Raw genomic sequence first — 16,718 nt, 5'->3', positions numbered from 1 at the left:
GCTAATGCAATGTTTGCTGTGGAACCCATAGTGCGGCTATATTCCGATCAGAACAAACGAGTATTTCTGATCAAACAGATTAGATACTCTAATCCATAAGTTTGGAGTGATCCCTGATGCGGTTGCCGCCCCTGCAATCCCTGCGCGCCTTTGATGCGGCTGCGCGTCATTTAAGCTTCACCAAAGCTTCTGAAGAGCTGTTTGTCACCCAAGGTGCGATCAGTCAGCAGGTCCGTCAGCTTGAGGAATATCTGGGATTTAAGCTGTTTCATCGGTTGCCACGGCAAATCCATCTGACCGAAGAAGGCGTGCAGTTGGCCCATGCGACCAGTGCCGGCTTCTCGCGCATCTCAGATGAAATTGAACGCCTGATGCTGGTGGAGGAAACCGGCGTGGTGACGGTCAGTGTCCTGCAAAGCTTTGCGGTGAAGTGGCTGGTACCGCGTTTGGGATATTTCCGCGAAGCCTATCCAGACATTGATGTGCGCATTCATGCCGATGACCGGCTTGTGGACCTTCGGACCGAGGGTATTGATCTTGCCGTGCGGTTTGGCAATGGCAAATATCCCAACCTGCATTGTGAGATGCTGATGCGCGATAAATCGTTCCCGGTCTGTAGTCCCGCCTATCTGGCAGCGAACCCGGAACTGAAAAAGCCGACCGATATCGCAGGTCATCAGTTGCTGCATGATGCAACCGCGATCATAAACCACCCGCATGCCGCTGATTGGGAATTCTGGTTTGATGGTGTCGGGGTATTAGGGATCGATGTCAGCCGTGGCCTTCGGTTTAACTCCGGCGATATGGTGATCCAGGCAGCCCTGATGGGGCAGGGGATCGGCATGGCGCGGACAAGTTTGGCCGCATTGGATCTTAAGGCCGGAAACCTTGTGCGGCCGTTCCCGCAAAGTGTGGCGTCGAACGGGGCTTATTATCTGGTCTACCCGGAAGAGCATCTGCGTCGCCCGCGCGTTCAGGCCTTTGTTAATTGGCTGAAGGATGAGGTAGCCGCAACCCTGCGCGATATTGATGAAGATTGTTCCGAGGCGCCCGCGTGATCAGAAAACCTGATCAGATCAGGCCAAGGTCACGCAATTCATCTGCCATGTCATCGGGAAGCGTATCGGTGCCGCCACCCTGTTTGTCATCAGGCGGTATTTTGTCTTCGGGCAGGTAACGCCATCCCTGAAACGCGCGGTGCGGGTAGGGGCGCGTTTCGATCAATTTGGGATCAAGCACGATGCGGCAATATTTCGTGCCTTCTTCATTGGTGAATTCCTCAAGATCAATGACGCGCTGGCGGCAACGAATAGCACCTTTGAAAACCCAATAGATGGACCCGCCATCAAGAATTTCCGCCTTGCGTTTCGGCGTCATGCGGGTGGTATGGAAAACCCGGCCATAGGTGGCCTGAAAATAGGTTTGCCATTCACGCAAACCTTCAGGGGTTTCCGTTCCAACGCTGAGCTTGATGATGTGAAGGGGCATATCGAGATGGCTTTTCTTAGCAGGGAGAAATTCTGTGTCCTGACCTAGAACCAGTACGATCAAGGGTCAAGCGTGGATTATATTAACATATAAAATAGTGTAATTAAGTCTATTTCACAAAAAAACTTGACCAATAGTGGTTAATCAGCCAAATTCTGGTGCAGAAAAGGTCCCGTTAATGGGCCCGCCCCCGAGAGATTTACAGGCTGAGAGAACCGAATGTCCCTGCAAGTTGTCACGGCAAACCGTCTGGATGACGGGTTGGTGGTGTTCCTGACCGCAGATGGCGGTTGGAGCGAAAGCATCAACGATGCCCGTACTGCCGAAGGCAAAGAAGCTGCTGATGCGCTTCTGGCCGAGGCAAGCGCCCCCGAACTCGACGTTGTGATCGTCGGGCCGTATCTGATTGACGTTGAACAGCAGGACGGTGGACTGGTTCCGACAAAATACCGCGAAGTTCTGCGCACCAAAGGCCCAAGTGTCCGCGAAGACCTTGGTTATCAGGCGGTATAAGGAGAGACCCCATGTATCGTTACGACGATTTTGACCGCCAACTTGTTCAGGAACGTACCGAACAGTTCCGTGAACAGGTAAAGCGCCGTCTGGCCGGTGACATCACCGAAGAACAGTTCCGCCCGCTGCGTTTGATGAACGGTGTGTATCTTCAGCTGCACGCTTATATGCTGCGCGTTGCCATCCCGTACGGCACTCTGCGCGCTGATCAGCTGCGTGAGCTTGGTGGCATTGCACGCAAATATGACAAGGGCTATGGCCATTTCACCACGCGTCAGAACATCCAGTATAACTGGCCGAAGCTTGATGAAATTCCCGATGCCCTGCTTGATCTTGCCAATGTCGAGATGCACGCCATCCAGACGTCGGGCAACTGCATTCGTAACACCACGACCGACCAATATGCCGGTGCTGCGGCCGATGAAATCGAAGATCCGCGTCCTTATTGCGAGCTGATCCGTCAGTGGTCGACTTTCCATCCGGAATTCACCTATCTGCCGCGTAAGTTCAAAATCGCGGTGACCGGTTCGCCCAATGACCGTGCGGCGGTGAAGGTCCATGATATTGGTCTTCGCATGCATCAGAACGATGCGGGTGAAACCGGTTTTGAAGTCATCGTGGGCGGTGGCCTTGGCCGTACGCCGTTCGTTGGCAAGACCATCCGTGATTTCATCGGCAAGAACGACCTGTTCTCGTATCTCGAAGCCATTTTGCGCGTTTATAACCGCTTTGGCCGTCGCGATAATAAATACAAGGCGCGTATCAAGATCCTCGTTCACGAGGAAGGCATTGATAAAATCCGCGAGCTTGTCGAAGAAGAATGGGCCCAGATCAAGGACGGTTCGCTGCGCGTTGGTGACGAAGAAATCGCCCACTACATCGCACAGTTTGCACCGCCTGCATTCGAAGCACTTTCCGATGAAGATGCGGATTTCGAAGTCCATAAGGCTGCCAACCGTGGCTTCTTTAACTGGGTGCGTTCGAATGTGATCGAACACAAACAGCCGGGATATGCGATTGCCAACGTATCGCTGAAACCGATTGGCGGTATTCCGGGTGATGCAACCGATACCCAGATGGAACTGGTTGCCGATCTTTCGGACAAGTACAGCTTTGGCGATGTCCGCGTGACCCATGAGCAGAACCTTGTTCTGCCGCATGTGAAAAAAGCCGATCTGTTTGCCCTTTGGTCAGAGCTTGATGCGGCTGGTCTTGGTACGGCAAACCTTGGTTATGTTACCGACATCATTTCCTGCCCGGGCCTTGATTATTGCGCCCTGGCAACCGCGCGTTCGATCCCGCTGTCGCAGCGCATTTCCGAGCGTTTCGGTGATCTGGATCGTCAGCATGACATTGGCGAGCTCAAGATCAAGATTTCCGGCTGCATCAATGCCTGCGGGCATCACCATGTTGGTCATATCGGTATTCTTGGCCTCGATAAGCGCGGCAAGGAATTCTATCAGATCACGCTTGGTGGCGACGCCAGCCAGGATGCATCGATTGGTAAAATTGCCGGTGCCGGTTTCTCCGAAGCCGAAGTGGTGGATGCGATCGAAAGCCTGGTAACCAAATATATTGATATCCGCGAAAGCGGCGAACGTTTCATCGACACCTATCGTCGTGTCGGCATGGACCCGTTCAAGGAGGTGCTTTATGGCGATCGTTAAGAATGACAGCGTGATCGAACAGGAATGGATCACGGTTGACGCCGAAGGCGACCTGCCATCCAGCGATGAAAACCTGATCGTGCCGTTGGCACGGTTCAAGGAAGAACGCGACAGCCTTCTAGGCCGCAATGGTGGTCTGGGTGTTCAGCTTAATCCGGGTGATGCACCAGAAGATCTGGCAGATGATCTTGATCGCCTGTCGATCATTACGGTCAATTTCCCGGCATACACCGATGGTCGTGGTTATTCCTATGGCCGTGTATTGCGGGAGCGCATGGGCTTTAAGGGGGAACTTCGCGCGATCGGCGACGTACTGCGCGACCAGATCCTTTATATGCATCGGTGCGGTTTTGATGCCTATGACCTGCGGGTTGATGGCGAAACTGCATTGACCAAAGTGCGCGCAGCACTCAAGGAAATGTCGGTTTATTATCAGCCGACCGGCGATGGCCGTGTTACTGCGCAGTCCCTGCGTGAACGCCGCCGCGCGGCATTTGATCAGAAAGCATCCTGATCAGCTGATCCTATACATTCGGACAGAGCAGAGATGCTCTACCTTCAGGGCACCCGATCGGGTGCCCTTTCTTTTTGCCCGAAGCCAACCGGGCGATTTTTCACCAAGTTGCTGATTTAGAATAAATATCGACTTGCTCTCTGCAAGGTTGAAGCTGTGCACCCATATTATTCTAAGGTAGTGGAAGTAGGTATAGTTTTCGCCAAAAGGGTGGCGTAAGGTCGCAATATCGGCTATACACTTAATAGCTGTTTATGTCAGTCGTACTAACAACCTTTAAGTTGTTATAATTGGCTATTAATTTGCGATCGCGGGGCCTTGCGACTGCATTTCCTGACCGACTTCCCCGCTTGTCAATTCGTGCCATCTTTTGGGCAAAGAATTGGCGTTTGATCGTACCCAGCCGTTTTCTTGATCAAGAGAGGTGGCCGTTACCATAGATGACTTCTGTTTTGGGACTTGCACATGCGGTGGATGGATGCGTGATCGGGCGGGATTTTGCCCGTTATGACCGCGCCTATCATGACAAGGCACAAAGATATAACGACCATCTTGGTGCCATGGCGGGCGTTTTGCGCCGCTTTAGCGAATATAGCCGCACCATGCTCGCATCCCAGCAGCTTTACATCTACGCCAAATGGCTTGCGCGCTATACTGCCTATTGGCCGCGTCTTGATGATCTGGTAGCCCGCCTTGAAAGCAGCTTTGAGGAAACCGATCAAAGCTATGTCGCGCGTCAGTCATCAATCGATGGATCGTGGGGATGGCAATATACCGAGTTCCATCACAAGTTTGATGCGACCATCGTGCGCCTGCATGAACTTGCCACCGAAAAGCAAACGCCGCGCTATCCGCTTCATTTTCTGGAACCGGTATCGACCATTCCGAAAATGCGGGCCTATCTTGAAGATCTTCTGGTCTCCGACATTGCCGCGACCGGACGGAACAAGCGTGATGAGCTGGGATCGGTTCTGTGTTGTCTCGCACAGCTTTGCTTTAAACCACGCTTGCGCAACTTTACCCGTGAACATGTGCGCGGTATCGATCTCGAGGATGCCTATATCAAGGCCTTTACTGATTTCCTTGATGACATCCAGAACCCGGAAACCGGTTATTGGGGGCCGTGGTATTCATCGGATGGCACAACGCACCGCTATGATGATCTGAGCTATACCTTCCACATCGTTTCCTATCGCAAGGGCGATGTGCGCCAATGGCCAAACATCATCCGCACGACATTGGATCGTCGGAATGATGAATATCCGTTTGGCTGGCGTAGCCGGGGGCAGTTCAACAACCACAACAACTATGACGTGGCGAAGATTTTTCGCCATGGCTGGTCGCACATGAGTGATGCGCAGCGCGAATTTGCCGCAACACAGATGGGCAATATGCTCTCCTGGTGTCTGAACCGTTCGATGCGCGAGGATGGCAGTTTCGTGTTTGACGAGCTGTTCTATAACTCGCTCGAATCCTGCCATTACTTTGGTGTGTCGTTCCTCGACGAGGTTGGTTATTTCCGGCCGCGCAAACGTTTCTGGACTGATCAGGCATTTCCCGAAGCCGTCGATATTCAGCATCGCGTGATCGCGCGGCTCAATGAATTTTGCCCGGATAACCCCAGCATCATTGCCGCGAAATGGAAGGCGGGTACGGACCTTGTCGCCATGCCAAAACCGCCACTATCTGAAAACGGATCATCACGGCGCACCGTACCGGAAACAGACCTGCGCCCGATCGGATGGCAGGCCGCCGGACATGGGCCGCGCCGCCACAAGTTTTTGGCAAGTGCCGATACATCGGCACGTTCTTTCAAAAACGACTGAGCCCCTTATCGCAGCCAGTCGTTTACCAAGGTGGCTAACGGCAGAAGATGGCATTGCAACCGCAATATTTCGTCACGGGATCGATCCTGCGCCATATTTTCAGCATGGCGCATACCAGCATGCTTGCGCTGGTGGCGATGGTTTTGGTCGATGCGCTTGATCTGTTTTTCCTGAGCCTTCTGGGGGATGTGGATGTGGTGGCGGGGCTTGGTTTCGCCTGGCCGCTGATCTTTTTTACCCTTGCTGTGTCGCTTGGCATTTCAACGGCGATGACGGCCTTGGTGTCACGTGCCGAGGGGCAAGGCGACCGCGAACGGGCACGTGTGTTTGCAACCCATATTTTGCTGTTCGGATTGGGGCTTTCGGTCCTGATGACCATAATCCTGTGGCTGGCGGCGCCGCATATGCTGTCCTTGCTGGGCGCGGTCGGCCGGGCGCATGCCTTGGGCACCAGTTATCTTCAGATCGTGATGCTGTGTTTGCCTGTGCTGGTGCTTAGCATGTCATCGGGTGCCCTTTTACGTGCCATCGGGGCCAAGCAACGCTCCATGTGGGCAAAGGTTGCGGGGGCCGTGACCAATGGTGTGCTGGACCCGATTTTCATCTTTGGCTTTGGCTGGGGTGTTGAGGGGGCCGCTTGGGCGACCGTGATTTCGCGCGTCGTGATCATGGTGATCGCGTTTTATGGCGTGCGCAATGTGCACAACATGCTGGGCCGGTTTGATGCCGCCACATTCACAAAGGATCTGGGCGAGATTGCCAAGGTGACAGTACCCGTGGGGCTGGCCAAGATCGGCCCGCCGATGGCGAGCGGCTTCATCATGGCATCGATGGCAAAGTTTGGCTCAGACGCGGTGGCAGCGATGGCAATCATTGAACGCATCGCACCCTTTGCCTTTGTCGGCTATATGGCCCTGCCACAGGCAATTGGACCGATCATTGGCCAGAACTTTGCCGCAGGACGTGGGGATCGTTTGCGCGCGATCTGGCACACGGTCTGGGGGCTTATCATCGGCTATGGGATTGTGGTTGCCGGTGGGCTTTATCTGTTTTCCGATCAATTGGCAGCACTGTTTCGCGCGACGCCCGATACGGCGGTGTTGTTGGGGCAGTTTTGTACCGCGATTGCCCCGCTTTATATGTTTTTGGGGCTGCAATATTCATCGCACACATTCTTTAACGTCACCGGCCGGCCGAACCTTGCCATGATCGCCGATCTGACCAAGGAGCTTTTGGGCGTTATTCCCCTGGTGTGGCTGGGCAGTGTTTACTTCGGTGCCGCAGGCGTTTTGTGGGGGCAGGTGGCCGGTATTTGCCTGTTTGGTGCGTTGACCGGGATGATGAGTTATCGGCTTGCATGTCGTCCGGTTGCCGCCATTGTCGATAGCCGCCCCAAGGTTGGGGAAGCATCACTTCAGCGTTAACGCATATAGTGCCGAAAAGTTGTGATTTTGTTCACAAGAACCCGCGCCAGACGTGTCAATCGTTCCCATATGTGAAGCAGTTTTCTCTTTGCGGGGGGGGGGGGGAGATGACCACTCTGATCGATGGCTTCAAAATCTCATCAAAAGTCTTTGGTGGGTTCGGGCTGGTCTTGGTGTTGCTGGGGGGGATGTCATTATTTGCCGTCATCTCGATTGGAATTGTCGGTGATGATTTCACCCGATACCGCCTGATTGCTACCCAAACCAATCAGGCTGCCCGCGTTCAGGCCAATCTTCTTGAAGCACGTGTTTCAATGAAGGACTACCTGCTAACTGATGCAGCGACGTCGTCGAGAAATGTGTCCGAACGCCTAGCTGCTGCCATCGACTATAATACCGGCCTTGTTGATTTGCTGATCCGGCCTGAACGCCGCGCAATTGCCGAACGTTCATTGGGCGAGCTTAAGCAATATCAATCTGCCTTCAATCAGGTAGCAGGCCTTCAGGCATCTGATCCCCAACGCAACACACTTGTGACCGGCACCCTTGATCGACTGGGGCCACTCATTGCTGATAATCTTGAACAGCTGAAACTCGAGATCAAGAAAGAGCAGGAAGCACTCGGTGCCCACGCATCGGCCGCGACCGATAGTGCGGTAATCTGGACGGAAATCCTTGCCGCGGTTGCCGTGATTGTTGGTATGTCAGCGGCATGGGTGATTGGCGTGGGCATTTCGCGCCCGGTGCGCGCGATTACCGATGCGATGAACCAGCTCGCCGGCGGGGATAAGCAAACCACTATCCCCGGTCAAAATCGATCCGATGAAATTGGCGCGATGTCCAAGGCGGTCTTGGTGTTCAAAGAAAACATGATCCGTGCCGACGAGCTTGCCGCCAAAGAAGCCGAAGCCCGCAAGGCGCGTGAAAAACGTGCCGAAAAAATCTCGGAGCTTACCACAGGCTTTGATCAGGATGTGTCAGCCGTTCTTAAAACCCTTGCATCGGCGTCGACTGAAATGCAGGCAACGGCAAGCGGCATGACCAGCACGGCTGAGGAAACCAGTCGTCAATCAAGCATCGTTGCCGCCGCCGCCGAGCAGGCATCAAACAATGTGCATACGGTTGCCAGTGCCGCCGAAGAGCTCAGCACTTCGATTGCCGAAATTACCCATCAGGTCGCACAATCATCAACAGTGGCAAACCGAGCGGTTGCCGATGCCGAACGCACCAATGAGCAGGTCCGTGGCCTTGCGGAATCGGCGCAGAAGATCGGCGAAGTTGTTGGTTTGATCAGCGACATTGCCGAACAAACCAACCTATTGGCACTAAATGCCACGATCGAGGCGGCGCGTGCTGGTGATGCAGGAAAGGGCTTTGCCGTTGTCGCGGCAGAGGTCAAAAATCTTGCAACCGCGACCTCAAAGGCAACCGAACAAATCACAACCCAGATCACAGGCATTCAGCAGGAAACCAATGGTGCGGTTGATGCGATTGCCGCGATCACAACGACAATTGCCGAAATCAGTGAAATTGCCGCAACCATCGCAAGTGCGGTCGAAGAACAAGGGGCCGCAACCGGTGAAATTACCCGCAATGTGCAGGAAGCCTCTACCGGAACGACCGAGGTTTCGGCCAATATCGCCGGGGTAAACGAAGCTGCAAGTTCCACCGGGGCCGCTGCGGAACAGGTGCTTGCGGCATCAAGTGAACTGTCACAGCAGTCTGAATTGCTGCGGCAAAAGGTTGGTACGTTCCTGGATGCGGTTCGGTCCGCTTAATCCAAATAACCCGATTAATCTGACTGCGGCGGGGCCAGTGTCATTAAAAGGCATGGGCCCTTCGCTGTTTCATGTTCCCGCCCGGCGATAAATCCGATGGCTTCGTAGCAGCGAATGGCACGTTCGTTTTCCGGGTCGGGATCAATGCCGATCATGGGCGCGCCACGTTCGAACAACTGACGTGTCAGCATTTTAAGAAACATCTGACCATGACCGCATCCCATCATGTCGGGCACACCGATAAAGGCATCCAGACAGCGGGTATGTTCGGGCAGGGGATCAAAATGCGCCTGTGGCCATTGATGGGCGTCGTAATGCTGCACGAACGCAAAAGGCCGATTACGATAGGACACAATAAGTGTCGCCATCTCGGCCAGTTCGACATCTTCGGAAATCAGTTCAAATTGCTCGGCAGGTTCGCCCCACCAGCGGATAACTTCGGGGATATGGAGCCAGCGGCCAATCATTGGCAGATCGTTTGGGGTGGCCCGTCGGAAGCTATATTTTGACGGGCTCATTCACTATTCCCCGGATGATAAGCGTTTGGCGCCAAAGGCAAGATTGACCTTCGATGCGCTTGATTTTCCTATCTGATCACAAATCCAGCTTCCTGTCTCGGCAAGCTTTTCAAGATCGATACCGGTCTCAATCCCGAGGCCATTGAGCATATAGACAACGTCCTCGGTCGCGACATTGCCACTTGCCCCTTTGGCGTAGGGGCAACCACCAAGGCCTGCGACCGAACTGTCGATCACGGCAACACCCATCTGAAGGACGGCCAGCAAGTTCGCCAGTGCCTGACCATAGGTGTCATGGAAGTGAGCGGCGAGTTTTTCGGTGGGCACATGCTTGGCAACGGCTTCAATCATTGCCTGCGCCTTGGCCGGTGTTCCGGTGCCGATGGTATCACCCAGACTGATTTCGTAGCAGCCCATGTCATAAAGGGCCTTGGCGACCTCTGCGACCTTTTCTGGGGCAATGTCGCCTTCGTATGGGCAACCCAGAACGCACGATACATAACCACGCACGGCAAGGCCTGCTTCACGCGCCGCATCAGCGACCGGGCGGAAGCGATCCAGACTTTCGGTGATCGAGCAATTGATGTTCTTTTGCGAGAAGCTTTCCGATGCTGCACCAAAAACGGCAACTTCGGTCGCACCTGCGGCGATGGCTGCTTCAAGGCCCTTCATATTGGGGGCCAGAACCGGATAGGTCACATCAGCTTTGCGGGTGATCTGTGCCATGACATCGGGCGCATCGCCCATTTGCGGGACCCATTTCGGGCTGACAAAGGCGGTGGCCTCGATGACGGACAGGCCTGCGTCGTTCAGGCGATGGATGAGCGCGACCTTGGTATTGGTCGGCACCATCACCTTTTCGTTTTGAAGCCCGTCACGCGGACCGACTTCAACGATTTTAACCCGGCTTGGAAGATCGCTGATGGCGGCCATTATTCGGCCTCTTCAATCGCGATCAGCTCCGCGCCATCGTCAACCTGATCGCCAACGGCAAAGAAGACTTCCTTGACCGTGCCAGTTACCGGGGCAGAAATGGTGTGTTCCATTTTCATGGCTTCCATCACGACAAGCTTGTCACCGGCCGTAACCGACTGACCGGCTTCGGCCATGACAGCGATGATTTTGCCCGGCATCGGCGCGGTCAGGCCGCCACCGGCACCTTCATTGCCACCAGCAGCAGCAAGTGGGTCAAAGATTTCCAGGCGATCCGAACGACCATCGCGGAAGATTGCCAAGCGATTGCCATCACGAAGCACCGATGCCCGTTTGCGCACATTGTTCAGGCGCGCAACGATTGCGCCGGTGTCGTCATGTTCGGCAATGGCATTTACCGCGCTGCCATCTGGCATATCAATCACATAGCCATCGGCGCGGTAATGGACCTTAACCGCGATGTCCGATCCTTCGTGGCGCAGGATCAGGTCGTGGTGGTTATCATCATTCAGGCGGAAACCAGCCGTGCTGTGCCAAGGCGAATAGGGATCGTTGCTGTGGGCTGCGTGTTTTGCGGCCTCTGCATCGCGGGTCAGCAGGATATCAAGGGCAGCAAATGCCAGTGCCTCGTTATCAGGCGCACTTGGTGCCGGGATCAGGTCATCCTGATAGTTCGGGATAAAGCCGGTTTCGACTTCGCCGCGCTCAAACGCCGGATGACGGGCAATATTGCCAAGGAAGCCGGTATTGGTGGTGACACCAACGATCTGAACATCATTAAGGGCGGATGCCATACGACGCAGGGCCGACTTGCGGTCGACATCCCACGTGATCAGCTTGGCGATCATCGGGTCATAATGGATGGAAACTTCGCCGCCTTCATAAACGCCGGTATCGACACGCACATGGTCAGTTTCGCGTGGCATGCGCATATGGACAAGCTTGCCGGTGGCCGGCAGGAAGTCATTCTGCGGGTCTTCGGCATAGATGCGGACTTCGAAGGAATGACCATTAATGGTGAGTTCGTCTTGAGCCTTTGGCAGCTTTTCGCCATCGGCGACGCGAAGCTGCCATTCCACCAGATCCTCGCCGGTGATTTTCTCGGTCACCGGATGTTCTACCTGAAGACGGGTATTCATTTCCATGAAATAGAACGCACCCGACGCATCAAGCAGGAATTCAACCGTTCCCGCCCCCTGATAACCGATTGCCTTGGCAGCATCGACGGCGGCATTGCCCATCTGGGCGCGGAGTTCTTCGCTCATACCCGGTGCAGGGGCTTCTTCGATGACCTTCTGATGGCGACGCTGCAAGGAGCAATCGCGTTCAAACAGGTAAACCGCATTGCCATGGCTGTCGGCAAAGACCTGAATTTCCACGTGGCGCGGTTTGACGATCAGCTTTTCGATCAGGCAATGGTCATCGCCAAAGCTGCTGGCGGCTTCACGTTTACAGCTGATCAGCGCATCCTTGAAATCAGATGCCTTTTCAACCGCACGCATACCTTTGCCGCCACCACCAGCGGATGCTTTGATCAGAACCGGATAGCCGATCTTGTCGGCCTCAGCTGCCAAAAGATCAGGGTCCTGATCTTCGCCGTGATAACCCGGCACCAGCGGAACGCCAGCCTTGCCCATGATTTTCTTGGCTTCGGATTTCGATCCCATCGCGCGAATGGCACTTGCCGGTGGGCCGACAAAGACACAACCAGCTTTTTCCAGCGCTTCAGCAAAACCGGCATTTTCCGACAGGAAGCCATAACCCGGATGAACTGCATCGGCACCCGATTGCGCGATAACTTCAAGCAACCGGTCGGTGCGCAGATAGCTGTCTTTCGGGGCAGGGGCGCCGATATGGTACGCCTCGTCGGCGTGTTTGACATGAAGCGCATTGGCGTCTGCATCGGAATAAACTGCAACAGTCTGGATACCCATGCGACGGGCGGTTTTGATCACGCGGCAGGCGATCTCACCGCGGTTGGCGATCAGAAGTTTGCGCGGCATGTTAATTCTTGCTCCAGTTCGCGGGACGTTTTTCCAAAAAGGCACCGACACCTTCGCGGCCTTCGGCACTTGCACGCTGATCGGCAATGCGATGTGCCGTGTCATCAATCACGTCATCAGAAATCGGTTTATTGGCAACAGCGTAAATCAGGTTCTTGGCGGCATGCATGGCATCCGGGCCATTGGCCAACAGGATATCTGCCATTTCCTGCCCACGGGCAGCCAGTTCATCGCCAGAAACAATCTCATGCACCAGTCCGATCTGTTGGGCGGTCTGGGCATTGAAACGTTCTGCTGTCAGGAAGTAACGACGGGCCTGATTGACACCGATGGCCTCAACCACATAGGGCGAAATCACCGCCGGGATCAGGCCAAGTTTGACCTCGGACAGGCAGAAGCTTGCGCGGTCCGATGCAATCACGATGTCACAGCACGCAGCCAAGCCAACCCCGCCGCCAAAGGCAGCCCCGTTGACCAGTGCGATGGTCGGTTTTGACGCGAAGTTCAAAACCTTCATCAGTTTTGCAAGCGCACGAGAATCTGCAAGGTTTTCCGCATGGCTATAACCCGCCATGCGTTTCATCCAGTTCAAATCCGCACCGGCTGAAAAGCTTTTGCCAGCACCGGTCAGAATGATTACGCGCACGGCCGGATCGGCGTTCAGCGTTTCGATCTTTGCGGTCAGATCGGCAATCAGAACGTCATCAAACGCATTGTGAATGTCCGGGCGGTTCAATGTGATGGTTGCAACGCCGTTGGCGGCAACTTCACACAGGGCGACATCAGAAATGTTATCGCTGTTTACATTGGTCATGGCAGCCTCACATTCTAAAGACGCCAAACCGGGTTTCTTCGACCGGTTTGTTAAGTGCTGCGGACAGGCCAAGACCAAGAACCATGCGGGTATCCGCCGGATCAATCACGCCATCATCCCAAAGACGGGCTGATGCGTAATAGGGGTGGCCTTGTTCTTCGTATTGATCGCGAATTGGTGCCTTGAAGGCTTCTTGTTCGGCCTCGGGCCAGCTTTCGCCGCGTTTTTCAGCGGCATCGGCACGGATTTGCGTCAGAACGTTTGCTGCCTGTTCGCCGCCCATGACCGAGATGCGGGCATTTGGCCACATCCACAAGAAGCGTGGGCTATAGGCACGACCACACATGCCATAGTTCCCGGCCCCGAATGATCCACCGATCAGGATGGTGAATTTCGGGACATTGGCTGTGGCAACTGCGGTGACAAGTTTCGCGCCGTCCTTGGCAATGCCGCCGCTTTCATATTTGCGGCCAATCATGAAGCCGGTGATGTTTTGCAGGAAAACCAGCGGAATGCCGCGCTGTGCGCAAAGCTCGATGAAATGCGCCCCCTTAAGCGCGCTTTCAGAAAACAGAATGCCGTTATTGGCAACGATGCCAACCGGATAGCCAAAGATGCGGGCAAAGCCGGTAACAAGGGTCGTGCCGTATTGTGCCTTGAACTCATCAAATTCAGAGCCATCAACGATGCGGGCAATGATTTCGCGCACGTCATAGGGCTTCTTGGTGTCGGTCGGAACCACGCCATAAATCTCGCGCGGGTCATAGGCCGGTGCGCGCGGTTCGGTCAGGGTCAGGCCGGGATTTTTGGTCCAGTTCAGGTTCTTGACCACGTCACGTGCAATCGAAAGCGCATGGCTGTCATCCTGCGCATAATGATCCGTCACACCGGATGTTTTGCAGTGAACATCCGCACCACCAAGGTCTTCGGCCGAGACGACTTCGCCAGTCGCGGCCTTCACCAGTGGCGGGCCACCCAAGAAGATCGTGCCTTGTTTACGGACAATGATGCTTTCATCAGACATTGCCGGGACATAGGCGCCGCCTGCGGTGCATGACCCCATGACAACCGCGATCTGCGGGATCCCCTTGGACGACATGGTTGCCTGGTTAAAGAAGATGCGTCCGAAATGATCACGATCAGGGAAAACATCATCCTGGCGGGGCAGGTTGGCACCGCCACTATCGACCAGATAAATGCAGGGCAGATTGTTTTCCAGCGCGATTTCCTGTGCGCGAAGATGCTTCTTTACGGTCATTGGATAGTAGGAACCACCTTTGACCGTCGCATCATTGGCGACAATCACACATTCGACACCCGATACACGGCCAATGCCGGTAATGATGCCAGCAGCCGGAACGTCTTCATCACCATACATGCCATGGGCGGCAAGCTGGGAAAGTTCTAAAAACGGTGAGCCGATATCAAGCAGCTGGCGGATACGTTCGCGGGGCAGCAATTTGCCGCGTCCTGTGTGACGTTCACGGGCGCGATCACCGCCGCCAAGTTTGACCGTCGCGATTTGATCGCGCAAATCCGCAACCAGCTTTTCCATATGTTCGGCATTGTTGCGGAATTCTTCAGAGCGTGAATTTACCGCAGATTTCAGTACCGTCATCGTCCGCCTGCACCGTTTTGTTGTGGGCAAGAAAGCGCCCGGGTGAATGGTGTTTATGGCTGTTGTTATGGGTGAAGTTTACGTAAACGTCAATATTAAATAGGTATTTCAGTACCGAAATTATCTATATGGAAATAAGGAACGCTATAACCACCTGAAACCGAACGATTGTTGCGTCCGCGAAGCCTGTTCGCAGCCTATTTTTGCGCATGCGATCACGTCCCAAGGCGATGCGATCTGCATGCATTGAGGTAGGGCAGGCGGGTGCGCGCTTCAACTGGAAAGGTCCGTTAAAGTTTAATGGTAAAGCTTGATGGCGTGGTGTTGGTTTGTGGAGGTGCGATCAGTCGCTTTGACTGCCCGCTGTCTCTTTGCGCAGTGAAATCCACTGGGCAAGTTGTTCAAGTCGGTCATTGCCGAAAAATGGCTCGTCCTCATAGAAGAAGAAAGGCGATCCGAACGCGCCAAGCGATATGGCTTCTTCGGTTACGGTGCGGGTGTGATCTTTCCAGCGTTGATTTTCAACAGCTGCCCGCATTTCCGAAACATTGATCGAATGGCGGCTTGCGGCGGCAAAGACGTTTTCCGGGTTGGCCATATCCAGGCCATCGGCGAAATAGCCGCGATAGATATCCTTGGCGAATTTCCGTGCCAGCATCGGCGATCGTGATTCAAGCCAGTAAAAAGCCCGTGTCGGAACCAAGGCCGCGTAGGGGAAGTTTTCCGGGATGTGAAACGGTGTGTTCTGCAAGCGTGCGCAGCGTTCCATATCGTGGCGGAAATACGTGCCTCGAATCGGTTGGCTTAAAAGGGGTGATTGTCCGGTTTGCTTGAAAGCCGCGCCTATCATGAAAGGCCGCCAGGTAACGGTGACACCGACACGCGATTCGAATGCTTCCATTCGTTCGGCAGCGAGATAACCGTAAGGTGACGAAAAATCGAAATAGAACGTTACTTCGGACATGTTTCTGCGCCTGTTCTGTTTATTTGGTTTCCGGCAATCTTCACACCGACAGGTCTTTCGCCTGTCTTGAACAATTGTAATTGTGCGGCATTAAGCTATTGCGAATCAACCAAAAAACAGAACATCAAGGGATCGTAATGCCCGGCCGGACTTTTACTTCTTCCATGACAACATATGTATGAGTCTGACTGACGCCCTGAACCGAAGACAGACGTTCAAGGAACTCGCGATAGGCATACATGTCTTCAACCCGCAGTTTGGCGAGATAATCAAATCCGCCAGCAACCATGTGGCACTCTTCGATCTCTGGCAGCTTGCGAATGGCAGCGGCAAAGACATCAAAAACGTCCGGGGTGGTGCGGTCCAAAGTGATTTCGACAAAGACAACTAGTGACTGATTGAGTTTGCGCGGATCAAGGGTCGCCATATAGCCGGTAATGAAACCGTGCTGTTCAAGGCGGCGCACACGTTCAAGGCATGGGGTCGGGCTAAGATTGACCCGGCGAGACAGCTCTACGTTTGACATACGGCCGTCATTTTGAAGTTCCCGAAGGATCTGCTTGTCGATCTTATCGAGGCTCTTTTGGTTCTTCTGCATTTTAACCAACTAACCAGTGTTTGTGACTGTATAAAGGCGAATTGTTTGGATGATATATCG

At 54.2% G+C, this 16,718-nt stretch carries 15 protein-coding genes; 7 read left to right on the top strand and 8 right to left on the bottom strand.

From position 1 onward, the window contains the following. Positions 1-116 precede the first annotated feature (116 nt). Complete coding sequence (locus ACMZ66_RS06205) at positions 117-1,058, top strand: transcriptional regulator GcvA (protein ID WP_416935470.1); 942 nt, start codon at positions 117-119, stop codon at positions 1,056-1,058. 13 nt (positions 1,059-1,071) lie between these two features. Here ACMZ66_RS06205 and ACMZ66_RS06200 read toward each other — a convergent pair whose 3' ends face one another. Further along, entirely contained in the window at positions 1,072-1,488 is a 417-nt protein-coding gene (locus tag ACMZ66_RS06200) for a DUF1489 family protein (RefSeq protein WP_416935468.1), read from the bottom strand. A 219-nt stretch (positions 1,489-1,707) separates the two neighbouring features. Here ACMZ66_RS06200 and ACMZ66_RS06195 point away from each other — a divergent pair, with 219 nt between their 5' ends. From ACMZ66_RS06195 to ACMZ66_RS06170, 6 genes are all read left to right on the top strand, one after another. After that, positions 1,708-2,001, top strand: coding sequence for a DUF2849 domain-containing protein (locus tag ACMZ66_RS06195; RefSeq protein ID WP_416935467.1), 294 nt, complete (start codon positions 1,708-1,710; stop codon positions 1,999-2,001). Between the two features lie 11 nt (positions 2,002-2,012). Next, positions 2,013-3,668 carry a nitrite/sulfite reductase gene (locus ACMZ66_RS06190; RefSeq protein ID WP_416935466.1) on the top strand — a complete coding sequence of 552 codons (1,656 nt, stop codon included), beginning with the start codon at positions 2,013-2,015 and terminating at the stop codon, positions 3,666-3,668. Beyond that, positions 3,655-4,182 carry a DUF934 domain-containing protein gene (locus ACMZ66_RS06185; protein ID WP_416935465.1) on the top strand — a complete coding sequence of 176 codons (528 nt, stop codon included), beginning with the start codon at positions 3,655-3,657 and terminating at the stop codon, positions 4,180-4,182. The genes ACMZ66_RS06190 and ACMZ66_RS06185 overlap by 14 nt, the downstream gene beginning before the upstream one ends. A 440-nt stretch (positions 4,183-4,622) precedes the next feature. Then, entirely contained in the window at positions 4,623-6,008 is a 1,386-nt protein-coding gene (locus ACMZ66_RS06180; RefSeq protein ID WP_416935463.1) for a hypothetical protein, read from the top strand. A 47-nt stretch (positions 6,009-6,055) separates the two neighbouring features. Further along, positions 6,056-7,432: an MATE family efflux transporter gene (locus tag ACMZ66_RS06175; protein ID WP_416935461.1), complete on the top strand. Its 1,377-nt coding sequence runs from the start codon at positions 6,056-6,058 to the stop codon at positions 7,430-7,432. 107 nt (positions 7,433-7,539) lie between these two features. Then, positions 7,540-9,210, top strand: a complete 1,671-nt coding sequence (locus tag ACMZ66_RS06170; protein WP_416935459.1) for a methyl-accepting chemotaxis protein — start codon at positions 7,540-7,542, stop codon at positions 9,208-9,210. Positions 9,211-9,224: 14 nt separating this feature from the next. Here the strand turns inward: ACMZ66_RS06170 and ACMZ66_RS06165 are convergent, their stop codons facing one another. From ACMZ66_RS06165 to ACMZ66_RS06135, 7 genes are all read right to left on the bottom strand, one after another. Beyond that, positions 9,225-9,728, bottom strand: coding sequence for a GNAT family N-acetyltransferase (locus ACMZ66_RS06165; RefSeq protein ID WP_416935457.1), 504 nt, complete (start codon positions 9,726-9,728; stop codon positions 9,225-9,227). A gap of 3 nt (positions 9,729-9,731) precedes the next feature. After that, complete coding sequence (locus ACMZ66_RS06160) at positions 9,732-10,661, bottom strand: hydroxymethylglutaryl-CoA lyase (protein WP_416935455.1); 930 nt, start codon at positions 10,659-10,661, stop codon at positions 9,732-9,734. Next, entirely contained in the window at positions 10,661-12,664 is a 2,004-nt protein-coding gene (locus tag ACMZ66_RS06155) for an acetyl/propionyl/methylcrotonyl-CoA carboxylase subunit alpha (protein WP_416935453.1), read from the bottom strand. Before ACMZ66_RS06155 ends, ACMZ66_RS06160 begins: the two co-directional genes overlap by 1 nt. A gap of 1 nt (position 12,665) precedes the next feature. Then, positions 12,666-13,478 carry an enoyl-CoA hydratase/isomerase family protein gene (locus ACMZ66_RS06150; protein ID WP_416935451.1) on the bottom strand — a complete coding sequence of 271 codons (813 nt, stop codon included), beginning with the start codon at positions 13,476-13,478 and terminating at the stop codon, positions 12,666-12,668. Positions 13,479-13,485: 7 nt separating this feature from the next. Then, on the bottom strand, positions 13,486-15,096 hold the full coding sequence (locus ACMZ66_RS06145; protein ID WP_416935449.1) for a carboxyl transferase domain-containing protein: 1,611 nt from the start codon (positions 15,094-15,096) through the stop codon (positions 13,486-13,488). A gap of 343 nt (positions 15,097-15,439) precedes the next feature. Then, positions 15,440-16,060 (bottom strand): 2-hydroxychromene-2-carboxylate isomerase, encoded by a 621-nt coding sequence (locus ACMZ66_RS06140; protein WP_416935447.1) that lies wholly within the window; start codon positions 16,058-16,060, stop codon positions 15,440-15,442. Between the two features lie 124 nt (positions 16,061-16,184). Then, a complete protein-coding gene (locus tag ACMZ66_RS06135) occupies positions 16,185-16,658 on the bottom strand; it encodes an Lrp/AsnC ligand binding domain-containing protein (protein WP_068518581.1) in 474 nt (157 codons plus the stop codon). Positions 16,659-16,718 lie beyond the last annotated feature (60 nt).

It is taken from the genome of Thalassospira sp. (assembly GCF_048059015.1).
Lineage (GTDB): Bacteria > Pseudomonadota > Alphaproteobacteria > Rhodospirillales > Thalassospiraceae > Thalassospira.
The sequence above is the reverse complement of the archived record's forward strand: the minus strand, read 5'-3'. Positions and strand labels throughout refer to the sequence as shown.

Excerpts from the sequence above, each read along its gene's own strand:
- ACMZ66_RS06205 (WP_416935470.1), top strand. The coding sequence starts at position 117 with ATGCGGTTGCCGCCCCTGCAATCCCTGCGCGCCTTTGATGCGGCTGCG.
- ACMZ66_RS06200 (WP_416935468.1), bottom strand. The coding sequence starts at position 1,488 with ATGCCCCTTCACATCATCAAGCTCAGCGTTGGAACGGAAACCCCTGAA.
- ACMZ66_RS06195 (WP_416935467.1), top strand. The coding sequence starts at position 1,708 with ATGTCCCTGCAAGTTGTCACGGCAAACCGTCTGGATGACGGGTTGGTG.
- ACMZ66_RS06190 (WP_416935466.1), top strand. The coding sequence starts at position 2,013 with ATGTATCGTTACGACGATTTTGACCGCCAACTTGTTCAGGAACGTACC.
- ACMZ66_RS06185 (WP_416935465.1), top strand. The coding sequence starts at position 3,655 with ATGGCGATCGTTAAGAATGACAGCGTGATCGAACAGGAATGGATCACG.
- ACMZ66_RS06180 (WP_416935463.1), top strand. The coding sequence starts at position 4,623 with ATGACTTCTGTTTTGGGACTTGCACATGCGGTGGATGGATGCGTGATC.
- ACMZ66_RS06175 (WP_416935461.1), top strand. The coding sequence starts at position 6,056 with ATGGCATTGCAACCGCAATATTTCGTCACGGGATCGATCCTGCGCCAT.
- ACMZ66_RS06170 (WP_416935459.1), top strand. The coding sequence starts at position 7,540 with ATGACCACTCTGATCGATGGCTTCAAAATCTCATCAAAAGTCTTTGGT.
- ACMZ66_RS06165 (WP_416935457.1), bottom strand. The coding sequence starts at position 9,728 with ATGAGCCCGTCAAAATATAGCTTCCGACGGGCCACCCCAAACGATCTG.
- ACMZ66_RS06160 (WP_416935455.1), bottom strand. The coding sequence starts at position 10,661 with ATGGCCGCCATCAGCGATCTTCCAAGCCGGGTTAAAATCGTTGAAGTC.
- ACMZ66_RS06155 (WP_416935453.1), bottom strand. The coding sequence starts at position 12,664 with ATGCCGCGCAAACTTCTGATCGCCAACCGCGGTGAGATCGCCTGCCGC.
- ACMZ66_RS06150 (WP_416935451.1), bottom strand. The coding sequence starts at position 13,478 with ATGACCAATGTAAACAGCGATAACATTTCTGATGTCGCCCTGTGTGAA.
- ACMZ66_RS06145 (WP_416935449.1), bottom strand. The coding sequence starts at position 15,096 with ATGACGGTACTGAAATCTGCGGTAAATTCACGCTCTGAAGAATTCCGC.
- ACMZ66_RS06140 (WP_416935447.1), bottom strand. The coding sequence starts at position 16,060 with ATGTCCGAAGTAACGTTCTATTTCGATTTTTCGTCACCTTACGGTTAT.
- ACMZ66_RS06135 (WP_068518581.1), bottom strand. The coding sequence starts at position 16,658 with ATGCAGAAGAACCAAAAGAGCCTCGATAAGATCGACAAGCAGATCCTT.